Origin of the sequence: Serpens gallinarum, assembly GCF_014836765.1 — a bacterium.
Lineage (GTDB): Bacteria > Pseudomonadota > Gammaproteobacteria > Pseudomonadales > Pseudomonadaceae > Serpens > Serpens gallinarum.
On the sequence record NZ_JACSQG010000001.1, the window covers coordinates 79627 to 91528 of the forward strand.

Sequence of the window (11902 nt, forward strand, 5' to 3'; positions counted from 1 at the left end):
GGGTAGCGAACCGGTCTTGTCAGGATAGTTGACCCCCCTTAGCCAGCGACGAGCCATCCGGCGCCCGTAATGCTTATATCGATGCGCAATAACGGTCGAATAAATATAGTTTTTGGTATTAAGCGTTGCGAATACCGGAGCCCTGTGTCGCCAGGAGCGGATGTTCCTAGGCGCGACCAGCTCGCATGTAGCGACTCCAGAAGGATTGAACTTAGGAGGGGGGTTGGGCCTTCGCAGTCATGCACCGGTTCAGCCGTGCCTCGGTAAGTCTGCTGTTCGTCTCAACTGCGTTACTCTGCCCGCGATTTCGCCGTACAGGATGTTTCGTCGATGCTTTCGCCTTCTCTGCGTCATTCTTTGCGCCGTTTATGGGGCAACGCCCAGCTGTCCTATGGCGTGCGGGTCTTTATCGCGCTGTCGGGTGCCATGCTGTTGTGTTGGCAGCAGGATCGCCTGGAACAGGTGATCCCGCTGTTTCTGGGCATTATTGCCAGCGCCCTGGCCGAAACCGACGACAACTGGTTCGGCCGTTTGCAGGCATTGCTGGTCACCCTGGTGTGTTTTGCCATCGCCGCGCTGGCCGTGCAGTACTTGTTCGCCTCGCCCTGGCTGTTCGTCAGTGCACTGGCGCTTTCCACCTTCTGTATGACCATGCTCGGTGCCGTCGGCCCGCGCTATGCCACCATCGGCTGGGCCACCTTGATCCTGGCCATCTACACCATGATCGGCGTGGACCAGCAAGGCGGCGTGGCGGGCAATTTCTGGCTGCAGCCATTGTTGTTGCTGGCGGGAGCTGCCTGGTATGGCCTGCTGTCGGTGCTGTGGAACGCCCTGTTCGTCAACCAGCCGGTGCAACAGGGATTGGCGCGGCTCTTCGATGAGCTGGGCACTTACCTGAAAATCAAAAGCAGCCTGCTGGAACCGCTGCGTCAGTTGGATGTGGAGGAACGGCGCCTGGAACTGGCGCGGCAAAATGGTCGCGTGGTCACGGCGTTCAACCAGACCAAGGAAATTCTCCTGCAGCGTGTTGGCAATGGCCGCACCGGGGCCAAGGTCAGTCGTTACCTGCGTCTTTATTTCACTGCCCAGGATATCCATGAGCGCGCCAGTTCCTCGCACTATCCCTACAACGAGCTGGCCGAGGCCTTCTTCCACAGCGATGTGATGTTCCGCTGCCAGCGGCTGCTCAATCAGCAGGGCAACGCCTGCAAGACACTGAGCCGAGCCATCCGCTTGCGCCAGCCCTTCGAGTATGGCGAGAGCCGGGCGGCGTTGGACGATCTCCAGGCTTCGCTGGCCTTCCTGCGCGCTCAGAACAACCCTGCCTGGCGCAAACTGCTGCGTTCACTCGGCGCGCTGGTCAATAACCTGGGCACTCTGGAAGCCAAGCTGGCCGAGGCCAGCAACCCGGATGCCCTGGCCGAAGAGCAGGACAGCACCCTGTTCGACCGCTCGCCGCGTAGTTTCAAGGACGCCCTGGAACGCATTCGCTTGCAGCTGACGCCCACCTCGCTGGTGTTCCGTCATGCGTTGCGCCTGTCCATCGCCTTGTCGGCCGGTTATGGGCTGATGCACTGGATCGAGCCGGGCCAGGGGTTCTGGATTCTCTTGACCACGCTGTTCGTCTGCCAACCCAACTACGGCGCCACGCGCACCCGCTTGCTGCAGCGTATCGGCGGCACCTTGATTGGTCTGGTCGCGGGCTGGGCACTGATCACGCTGTTCCCCCAACCGCTGTGGCAGGCTGTTCTGGCCGTGATCGCCGGGGTGGTGTTCTTCGCCACGCGCAGCAGCCGCTACACCTTGGCAACGGCGGCGATCACGCTGTTGGTGCTGTTCTGCTTTGCGCAGATCGGCGATGGCTACGAGCTTATCTGGCCGCGGTTGTTCGATACCCTGCTGGGCAGTCTGATTGCCGGCTTGGCGGTCTTCCTGATCTTGCCCGACTGGCAGGGGCGACGCCTCAACCAGATGATCGCCACCGTGTTGTCCTGCAACGCCCGCTACCTGCGGCAAGCCATGCAGCAGTACGAGACCGGCAAGCGCGACGACCTGGAGTATCGCCTGGCGCGACGCAACGCCCATAACGCCGATGCGGCGCTTTCCACCACGCTGTCGAACATGCTGTTGGAGCCGGGGCACTTTCGCAAGGATGCCGAGCTGGGTTTTCACTTTCTGGTGCAGACTCACACCTTGCTCAGCTACCTGTCGGCGCTTGGCGCACACCGTGAAAGCCTGACCGAGGAACTGGGCGACAGTTTGCTCGACGACGCCAGCGAGCGCATAGCCGCTGCGCTCGAATCGATTGCCGCGAGCCTGAACGAGCGCGGCAGCGTGGCAGTGCACAGTGAAGAGGAGGAAGCGTTGGCCGCCCGATTGGAACAATTGCCGGAAGAGCAGGGGGACGGCCACCGCCTGGTGCAGACGCAGTTGGCGCTGATCTGCCGGCAACTGGCGCCATTGCGCACGCTGGCTGCTTATTTGCTCAAGCGGGGCCAGGCGACGCCCGCCGCAACGTAGTGGCCCGTTCCGTCATTTGTCGGCGCAGGAGGTCGACCGGAGCGCACCCAGGCCGACCGCTGCAACGGGTCAGTTGGCCGGTGCTTCCTCTGTACCCGGATTGGTGTTGAAGTCGCTTTCCGGGGAGGTGGTCGGCGCGGGTGGCGTCGTATCACCCGGTACGACCGGATCGGGCGTGACGGGCGGAGCCGGTTGCATGGTGTCGGCCGGTGGAAGGTCTCGCTGGTCTTCGTCATCAGGAGAGCAGCCGACCAGCAGGAAGCCGAGCAGTGCCGGCAGGACTAAATGCGCAAGACGCATGGTGAAACCTCCATCGATGGGGCTGGCAGCGGCCAGCCGGTTCTAAAAAAGCGTTACCCGGCGGCCCTGTCGGCGCTTACAGTCAGCCTGACAAAGCCACAATTTGTGACAAGCATTGCGCTCAAGAGTGCCGAACCCGGCTAGCGGCGCTGCGTGTCGAACGCCTGTTACCATGCCCAGCAACTTCTTTCTGGCTCACTCAATGAACAAGCAACCGCTTCAGCAATTGCTACTGGCTCGCTTGCAGGCCGATCTGCGCGTGGCCATGGAGGCGGCACACACCGCCCATGCGGCGGCCACCGATGAAGAAAGCAAGGCCGAGAACAAATACGACACCCGCGGGTTGGAGGCAGCTTACTTGGCTGCTGGCCAGTCGCGCCGGGTCGAGGAGCTGCGCCAGGCGCTGCAGGTCTGTCAGAATCTGGTGCTGCGCCCCTTCGATGCGCAGGTGGGGATTCAGCTCGGGGCGCTTTTGGAGTTGGAGGACGAGCAGGGCAGCCTGCTGACGCTGTTTTTGATGCCTGCTGCTGCCGGCATCAAACTGGTGTGGCAAGAGCGCGACGTTCTGCTCATCAGCCCGCACGCGCCGCTTGGCCAGAGCGTACTGGGCAAGGGCGAAGGCGATGAAGTAGAGGTGCGCATCGGTGCGCGCGTGCAGCGCTACGAGGTGCTGTCGGTCTGCTGAGCCGCGCCGCTGTCGCGCCACACCAGGTAGACGCGCAAATCGAACTCCAGTTGGTGATAACCCGGCAGCATGTGTTCGCACAGCTGGTAGAAAGCCTTGTTGTGTTCGAACTCGCGAAAGTGCGCCAGCTCGTGGACCACGATGGTGTGCAGAAACGCCGCGGGTGCGTCCTTGAACAGCGCCGCCACGCGGATTTCCTTCTTCGCCTTGAGCTTGCCGCCGTGTACCCGCGAAATGGCCGTGTGCATGCCCAGGGCATTCTTCACCACGTCGAGCTTGCTATCGTAAAGCACCTTGTCCAGCCCCGGCGCGTTGCGCAAATGCCGCTGCTTGAGCTCGTTGGCGTAGTTGTACAGCGCCTTGTCGCTGAGCACCTGGTGGCGCTCGGCATAGCGGCGGTGCAGATAATCGCCCAAGCGATCAGTGGCCAGCAGCTGACGAACCTGCTCCTGCAAAGGGGCCGGATAGCCTTGCAGGTATCTGAACGCGGACATGGGCACCTCGCAACGTATCAGGATGATGATCCCGTCGGCCGCTTGAGCGGTCGGGCGTGAACTGCGATCAGTGTCACAAAAGTCCGTGGCGCGCCGACAGTGCGGGAGTGTAACCGAACAGAGAACGGCAATTGCGGCTAGCCTGGTTTCCCTGTTCCACTGAGCAAGGATGCTCCCATGTCCGCGTTACGCCTGAGCGCCGGCTTGCTGGCCGTGTTGCTGTGCTCCCCGCTGTTGGCCTGCCCCGACTGGCATTCGACGCAGGCGGACGAAGAATTGCAGCGTCTCGCTACGCGCTTGTCCGAGTGGGATCGCGCCTATCACCGCGACGGCCAGTCGCCGCTGGCCGATGAACTCTACGATCAAGCCCGCCAACGGTTTGCCGACTGGCAGGCCTGTTTTCCCGAACATGCCATCAGCCCAACCGAGTCGCTGAGCGGCACTGCCGGCACGCTGTTTCATCCGGTCAGCCAGACGGGTCTGGATAAACTCGATGAAGCACACGTGGGTGACTGGCTCAGCCGCCGCCAGGACGTGTGGATTCAGCCCAAAGTCGACGGCGTGGCCGTCACGCTGGTGTACCGCGCCGGCCTCCTGCAGAGCGCGATCAGTCGCGGCGACGGTCGCAGCGGCCAGGACTGGACGAGGCACCTGCGTCAGTTGCCGGCTGTGCCACAACGCTTGACCGAGGCGCGCGATCTGCTGGTGCAGGGCGAACTGTACTGGCGCCTGCCGGACCATGTGCAGGCCGAGCGTGGCGGTATCGGCGCGCGCAGCAAGGTTGCTGGGCTGATGGCCCGCAACCGCCTCGATAGCCAGGACGCGGCCGGCATCGGCCTGTTCGTGTGGGACTGGCCGGCCGGGCCGGTAGAGATGGCGGCGCGCCTGGCTGGGCTGCAGCGCCTGGGCTTCACAGACGGTCGGGCCTACAGCCAGCCCATCAGCACCTTGGCCGAGGCGCGTCAGTGGCGTGAGCACTGGTATCGCCAACCGCTGCCGTTTGCCACCGATGGCGTGGTGCTGCGCCAGGGCCAACGCCCAGACGGTGAGTCCTGGCGCGCACGGCCGCCGAGCTGGGCGGTTGCCTGGAAATACCCGCTGCGTCAGGCCTTGGCCGAGGTGCGTGATGTGGAGTTTCGTATCGGTCGCAGCGGGCGCATCACTCCGCTGCTGCATCTGGCGCCGGTACAGCTGGATGACCGCAGCATTCGTCGTGTATCGGCCGGCTCGCTGCAGCGCTGGCAGGCGCTGGACATCCGCCCGGGTGATCACGTTGTGGTCAGCCTGGCAGGCGCGGTGATTCCGCGGCTCGAGCAGGTGGTCTGGCGCAGCGCTGAACGGCTCGACGTGCGCATACCCGATCCGGCTGCTTATCACCCGCTCAGTTGCTGGCGTGCCGGGCCCGGGTGCAGCGAACAGTTTCGCGCCCGCCTGGAATGGCTGGCGGGCCGGCAGGGCCTCGGTTTGCCAGCGCTCGGCCCAGGAACCTGGCAAACCCTCATCGACGCCGGCCAGGTGAAGGGGCTACTCGACTGGCTGAACCTGACGGACGAGCAATTGCAGGCGCTGCCGGGGATTGGTGCTCGGCGTGCCGAACAGCTGCAGAGCAGCTTCAGCCTGGCCCGGCAGCACGACTTTTCCCGTTGGCTCGCCGCCCTCGGGGTGCCCGCAGATACCGCGGCTTCGCTGCCCGGCGACTGGTCGCAGCTCAGCCACCGCGGGCTATACGACTGGCAGCGCCAACCGGGCGTCGGCCCCGCACGAGCCCGGCAACTGCATGGGTTCTTTCAGCACCCGGAGGTGCAACAACTGGCCGGTCAGTTGCGCGAAGAGGGCATCGCCGGGTTTTGAGCGACGGACGCCCGCTCGCCATGGCTGAACCGCCGCAATTAGTAAGCGCGAAATTCCTTGTGGCAGCTTTCGCAGGCATCTTCGACCCGTTGCACGGGGGAGGCCAGCGCGGCAGGATCGAGCGGGCGCTGGGTGGTGGCGGCGACCAACGCGGCGGTGGCGGCCTCCTGTGCTCGGGCCAATTCGTTGAAGCGTTCTTGACGCTCCCAGACGTCGTCCCGTGCACTGCTGTCCTGGTTGTCCTTGACCTGCGGGAAGTGCTGCCACGGCTGGCGGGAAATCTCGTCCAGGTGGGCGGCGCCTTCGATGAATTTGGCTTCGTTGAAGACCAGGCGCCCGCGCAGCATGCCACCCAGGTCTTCGCTGGTCTTCATCATGTCCTTGAAAATGGCCGTACGCTTGCCCAGCGGCGAGTTCGGGTCAACGCGGTCACAACCCACCAGGACGACTGCGGCGAGCAGCGCCACGCCCACGATTTTCAACTTCATTGATGCAACCTGTGTGTTGTGCGAATAAGCCGTCGATTATCCGCATCCTGTCCGCTTCGGACAAATCCGCTTATTGCGCCCATTGACCGCCGGTGTTCTCGCAGTCGATGCGTGTTTGCCCCTGGTCCGTCGTGGCGTAGTAGTAAGTAACGATTCGGGCATCCTCGGGCAGGGCGTCGGGCAGTGCTTCGTCGGGGGTGATCAGACCGAAGGATTTTTCATTGGCCAGGGTTTCCGGCGTCATCGGTGCGCTGCAGGAACCGAATGCGCCTGACGGACAGCTGTCGCGCAGTTCGCGCCGAGAACTGCGCACATCGGCTTGGTCGCGGCAGATCCATTCGATGGCGTTGGGGTCATCCATGTTCTGCAATTCAAAGCATTTTTCCGGGGATACCGGTTCCGGCAGATCCCCCGACGTCTGCTCGCTGACATAGCAGGCCTGGGCCAGTACGAGGGGGCTGGCCAAGGCGGTGAATAGCACAAACAGGGCGCGCGAGAGGCGGGTCATGGAGAGCTCCTGTGGCGATGCGGGCCGATCAAAAGCAATCCGCCCTGGACCGTTCGACCGAAGCGCGCGCCAGTGAGTTCGAGCACCACGCCACAAGGCTTGGGTCTGAACGCGGCTGCCGCTATAATCGCCGGCACTTTTCCATGGTCGACTCCGCTTCGGCCATGCCCGCCACCCGTCCGAGGGGCGCTGCAGCAGGCTACTCCTTAAAACAGAGGGCATGTCAGGCTCGGATGGGGCGTTATCTCAACGCATCAACGGCGCCCATTCGCACACCACGAATGGAGAGCTTGCATGAGCGCCGCGTTTACCGATTTTAAAGTTGCCGATATTTCCCTGGCCGATTGGGGCCGCAAGGAACTGATCATTGCCGAGTCCGAAATGCCGGCGCTGATGGCCCTGCGTCGCAAGTACGCGGCCAGCCAGCCGCTCAAGGGCGCGAAGATCCTCGGTTGCATCCACATGACTATCCAGACCGGCGTGCTGATCGAGACCCTGGTAGCCCTGGGTGCAGAAGTGCGCTGGTCCTCCTGCAACATCTTCTCCACTCAGGACCAGGCCGCTGCCGCCATTGCAGCCGCCGGTGTCCCGGTGTTTGCCTGGAAGGGCGAAACCGAAGAAGAGTACGAGTGGTGCATCGAGCAGACCATCCTCAAGGACGGCCAGCCGTGGGACGCCAACATGGTGCTGGACGACGGCGGTGACCTGACCGAAATCCTGCACAAGAAATACCCGGCCATGCTGGAGAAGATCCACGGCATCACCGAAGAAACCACCACCGGTGTACACCGTCTGCTGGACATGCTCAAGAACGGCACCCTGAAAGTCCCGGCGATCAACGTCAACGACTCGGTGACCAAGAGCAAGAACGACAACAAGTACGGCTGCCGCCACAGCCTGAATGACGCCATTAAGCGCGGCACCGACCACCTGCTATCAGGCAAGCAGGCGCTGGTAATCGGCTACGGCGACGTAGGCAAGGGCTCGGCGCAGTCGCTGCGTCAGGAAGGCATGATCGTCAAGGTGTCGGAAGTCGATCCGATCTGCGCCATGCAGGCGTGCATGGACGGCTTTGAGGTCGTCTCCCCGTACCTGAACGGCCTGAACGACGGCACCGATGCCAGCATCGACCGCGCGCTGCTGGGCAAGATCGACTTGATCGTCACCACCACCGGTAACTCCAACGTGTGCGACGCCGGCATGCTCAAGGCGCTGAAGAAGCGCGCCGTGGTGTGCAACATCGGCCACTTCGACAACGAGATCGACACCGCCTTCATGCGCAAGAACTGGGCGTGGGAAGAGGTCAAGCCGCAGGTGCACAAGATTCACCGCACCGGCAAGGACAGCTTCGATGCGCACAACGACGACTACCTGATCCTGCTCGCCGAAGGCCGCCTGGTGAACCTGGGCAACGCCACCGGTCACCCGAGCCGCATCATGGACGGCTCCTTCGCCAACCAGGTGCTGGCGCAGATCTTCCTGTTCGAGCAGAAGTACGCTGAGCTGCCGGCGGCAAAGAAAGCCGAACGCCTGACCGTTGAGGTGCTGCCCAAAAAGCTCGACGAGGAAGTGGCACTGGAAATGGTCAAGGGCTTCGGCGGTGTGGTTACCAGTCTGACCCCGGCCCAGGCCGAGTACATCGGCGTGACCGTTGAAGGTCCGTTCAAGCCGGACACCTACCGCTACTAAAAAGGCGCTGGAGGCTGGAGGCTGGAAAGCTGGACGAACAAGCGCACCGAGCTGCCGTTCGTCCGGCTCCAGCCTTCAGCTTCAGCGGATTGAAGGACTCCCGGGCTGCCACTGGCCCGAACGCCCCAGGATTTGCTTATGTCTTCCCCCGATTGTCGCTACAGCTTCGAGTTCTTCCCGACGAAGACCGAAGCCGGGCATGAAAAACTGCTTAACACCGCACGTCGCCTGGCCGAGTACAAGCCGGACTTCTTCTCCTGCACCTACGGTGCCGGTGGTTCGACCCGTGATCGCACCCTGAACACCGTGTTGCAACTGGACCGCGACGTGCAGGTGCCGACCGCACCGCACCTGTCCTGCGTAGGCGACAGCAAGGCCGAGTTGCGCCAGCTGCTCACCACTTACAAGGACAACGGCATTCGCCGCATCGTCGCGTTGCGCGGCGACCTGCCCTCGGGTATGGGCCTGGCCAGCGGCGAGCTGCGCTACGCCAACGAACTGGTTGAGTTCATCCGCGCCGAAACCGGCGATCATTTCCATATCGAAATTGCCGCTTACCCGGAGATGCATCCGCAGGCTCGCAATTTCGAGGACGACCTGACCAACTTCGTGCGTAAGGCTCAGGCCGGTGCCGACAGTGCCATCACCCAGTACTTCTTCAACGCCGACAGCTATTTTTACTTCGTCGAGCGCGTGCAGAAACTGGGCGTTGAGATCGACATCGTTCCCGGCATCATGCCGATCACCAACTACACCAGCTTGGCGCGTTTCTCCGATGCCTGCGGTGCGGAAATTCCGCGTTGGGTTCGCAAGCAACTGGAAGCCTACGGCGATGATGTCGCCAGCATCCAGGCGTTCGGCGAGCAGGTGGTCAGCCAGATGTGCGAGACGCTGTTGGCCGGCGGCGCGCCGGGTCTGCACTTTTACACCTTGAACCAGGCTGATCCCAGCCTGGCGATCTGGAACAACCTCAAGCTGCCGCGTTGAGTGGTGCGTCTCACGCCTCCGGCTCGGAGGCGTGAACCTCTGCGCGACTACGCAGTCGAAAAACAGCACGAACTTTCAGCTCTGGTATACTCCCGCAGTCTGCTCAGGCTTGCGCCCGGACGCTCGGCCCATCAGTGGTCGGCAGGACCGGTCGGGATCGCACCCTCAAACGCGATTCACGCCAGGCAATTACTTCATTGGGTCCACACCCATTACATACAGGATTTCCCATGTCCTTTGCTTCCCTCGGTCTCTCCGAGGCTATAGCCGGCGCTCTCGAGGCTGCCGGATACGCCACGCCCACTCCGGTGCAACAGCGGGCCATTCCCGCCGCGTTGCAAGGCCGCGATCTGATGGTCGCCGCCCAGACGGGCACCGGCAAAACCGGTGGCTTCGCCCTGCCCATCCTGGAAATTCTGTTTCCGGGCGGCCATCCGGACCGCGAACACCGCCATGGTCCGAAACAGCCGCGCGTGCTGGTGCTGACGCCCACCCGCGAACTGGCTGCCCAGGTGCATGACAGCTTCAAGCTGTATGCCCGCGATCTGCCGCTGAAAAGCACCTGCATCTTTGGCGGTGTCGGCATGAATCCCCAGGTGCAAGCCGTGGCCAAGGGCCTGGACGTGCTGGTCGCCTGCCCGGGCCGTCTGCTCGATCTGGCCAATCAGCGCCACATCGACCTGTCCCGCGTGGAAATTCTCGTCCTCGATGAAGCCGACCGCATGCTGGACATGGGCTTCATCCACGACGTCAAGAAAGTGCTGGCCAAACTGCCGGCCAAACGCCAGAACCTGCTGTTCTCGGCGACTTTCTCCAAGGACATCACCGACCTTGCCGGTAAGCTGCTGCACAACCCCGAGCGCATCGAGGTTACGCCACCGAACACCACGGTCGAGCGCATCGAACAGCGCGTGTTCCATGTGCAGGCCAGCCACAAGCGTGCGTTGCTTGCCCACCTGATCACCCAGGGCGCCTGGGAACAGGTGCTGGTGTTCACCCGCACCAAGCATGGCGCCAACCGCCTGGCCGAATACCTCGACAAGCATGGCCTGCCGGCCGTGGCGATTCATGGCAACAAGAGCCAGAACGCCCGGACCAAGGCGCTGGCCGACTTCAAGGCCAATGAGGTGCGTGTGCTGGTGGCGACCGATATTGCCGCCCGCGGCCTGGACATCGATCAGTTGCCCCACGTGGTCAACTTTGAACTGCCCAACGTCGAGGAAGACTATGTGCACCGCATCGGCCGTACCGGCCGTGCAGGGCGCAGCGGCGAAGCGATCTCGCTGGTCGCCCCGGACGAGGACAAGCTGCTCAAGGGCATTGAGCGCATGACCAAGCAGCGCATTCCCGCCGGTGACCTGATGGGCTTCGACATCAGCACCCTCGAGGTGGAAAAGCCGGAAGTGCGCGAGCCGCGCCAACCTCGCCAATCACGTCAACCCCGTGACGAGCGTCAGCCTCGCGGCGAACGCAAAAGTGCTGGCCGCGGCGAGAGGAAGTCGGAAAAGAGCACGGAGCAGAAGGCCGAGGGTGCAGGCAAAAGCGCTGAGCGCCCGCGCCGCAACCGTGGCGAAAAGCCCAAGGCGAAAAGTCCGAGCCAAGGCACTGCGGTCAGCCGTCCGCCGCGTTTGCCGGCTGATCGTGCGCCTGACGAGTTCCTCGACGATGAGATCGACAACTTTGGCAACCGCGTCGACTACGTACCGGCGGAGAACAAGCCGCAAGGTCGTGGTCGTCGTCCCGGGCAAGGCCCAGGCGCTCAGGGTCAGGGCGCACGCAGCGGCCGCCCGGCAGGTGCTGGCGCTGGCGCGGGTGCAGGTGGCGCCGGACGCAACAAGAATGGCGGCCGTAAAAAGCCCCAGGGCGGTGGCCGGGTCCTGACCCCCAATGGCGAGGTGTCCCGCAACCAGCCAGCCGGCACGCGCAGCCGCCAGCCGGAAAAGCAGCCGGTGATTATCCACAAGCACAAGGAACGTCTGCCCAGCCTGGAGCAGCTCGAACAGCTGCCCAGCCGCCCCCGTGGCGAGAAGCCGGCGCTGCTCACGCGTAATCGCTAAGCCGCCCGTGTGAAAAAAACGCCGCCTCCGGGCGGCGTTTTTGTGTGCGCGGGGAATTTTCTGGTGCAAGGGAGAGAGATCGGAACCGGTACGAGCCTGCTGGCTCTGTAATGGCCATCCGAGGAGTACTGGGTCTTTGTCGTACGCAAGATTGCCCGCTTATCCATGCCAGGCCGTAATCAGCACGATATCGGCATGCGCTTTTGACTGGACGTGCCGACCACCAAGTGGCGGGAAGGTGGGACACGCTGGAATTTTCCCAATCTGTGGAGCTCAGCCATATCCTCGATGCACGCAGCGCAATTCAATATGCCGGTGGAGTC

Annotated in this window: 10 protein-coding genes and 1 riboswitch; of the genes, 6 read left to right on the forward strand and 4 right to left on the reverse strand. The window is 63.1% G+C overall.

The genetic code is table 11. The features are described 5' to 3' along the window. Window positions 1-330 precede the first annotated feature (330 nt). Window positions 331-2520 (forward strand): YccS family putative transporter, encoded by a 2190-nt coding sequence (yccS, locus tag H9642_RS00370; RefSeq protein WP_251834434.1) that lies wholly within the window; start codon window positions 331-333, stop codon window positions 2518-2520. A 69-nt stretch (window positions 2521-2589) separates the two neighbouring features. On the opposite strand, the gene H9642_RS00375 is transcribed toward yccS, so the two are convergent. Continuing rightward, complete coding sequence (locus H9642_RS00375) at window positions 2590-2820, reverse strand: hypothetical protein (protein ID WP_251834435.1); 231 nt, start codon at window positions 2818-2820, stop codon at window positions 2590-2592. 202 nt (window positions 2821-3022) lie between these two features. Between H9642_RS00375 and H9642_RS00380 the strand changes: the two genes are divergently transcribed. After that, complete coding sequence (locus H9642_RS00380; protein WP_251834436.1) at window positions 3023-3505, forward strand: GreA/GreB family elongation factor; 483 nt, start codon at window positions 3023-3025, stop codon at window positions 3503-3505. Here H9642_RS00380 and H9642_RS00385 read toward each other — a convergent pair. Then, the gene (locus tag H9642_RS00385; RefSeq protein WP_251834437.1) at window positions 3481-3999 is read right to left on the reverse strand and encodes a M48 metallopeptidase family protein; all 519 of its coding nucleotides are present in this window, start codon (window positions 3997-3999) and stop codon (window positions 3481-3483) included. The genes H9642_RS00380 and H9642_RS00385 overlap by 25 nt on opposite strands. 177 nt (window positions 4000-4176) lie before the next feature. Here H9642_RS00385 and ligB point away from each other — a divergent pair, with 177 nt between their 5' ends. Next, entirely contained in the window at window positions 4177-5850 is a 1674-nt protein-coding gene (gene ligB / locus H9642_RS00390) for an NAD-dependent DNA ligase LigB (RefSeq protein WP_251834438.1), read from the forward strand. A gap of 38 nt (window positions 5851-5888) precedes the next feature. Here ligB and H9642_RS00395 read toward each other — a convergent pair whose 3' ends face one another. Both H9642_RS00395 and H9642_RS00400 read right to left on the reverse strand, forming a co-directional pair. Further along, window positions 5889-6338, reverse strand: coding sequence for a c-type cytochrome (locus tag H9642_RS00395; RefSeq protein WP_251834439.1), 450 nt, complete (start codon window positions 6336-6338; stop codon window positions 5889-5891). A gap of 70 nt (window positions 6339-6408) precedes the next feature. Further along, window positions 6409-6846, reverse strand: coding sequence for a hypothetical protein (locus H9642_RS00400; protein ID WP_251834440.1), 438 nt, complete (start codon window positions 6844-6846; stop codon window positions 6409-6411). 175 nt (window positions 6847-7021) lie between these two features. Next, window positions 7022-7119, forward strand: a riboswitch (S-adenosyl-L-homocysteine riboswitch). Window positions 7120-7140: 21 nt separating this feature from the next. Here H9642_RS00400 and ahcY point away from each other — a divergent pair. From ahcY to rhlE2, 3 genes are all read left to right on the forward strand, one after another. Further along, entirely contained in the window at window positions 7141-8535 is a 1395-nt protein-coding gene (gene ahcY / locus H9642_RS00405; protein WP_251834441.1) for an adenosylhomocysteinase, read from the forward strand. A 138-nt stretch (window positions 8536-8673) separates the two neighbouring features. Further along, window positions 8674-9522, forward strand: coding sequence for a methylenetetrahydrofolate reductase [NAD(P)H] (gene metF, locus H9642_RS00410; protein WP_251834442.1), 849 nt, complete (start codon window positions 8674-8676; stop codon window positions 9520-9522). 230 nt (window positions 9523-9752) lie between these two features. Next, window positions 9753-11579, forward strand: a complete 1827-nt coding sequence (rhlE2, locus tag H9642_RS00415; RefSeq protein ID WP_251834443.1) for an RNA helicase RhlE2 — start codon at window positions 9753-9755, stop codon at window positions 11577-11579. Window positions 11580-11902 lie beyond the last annotated feature (323 nt).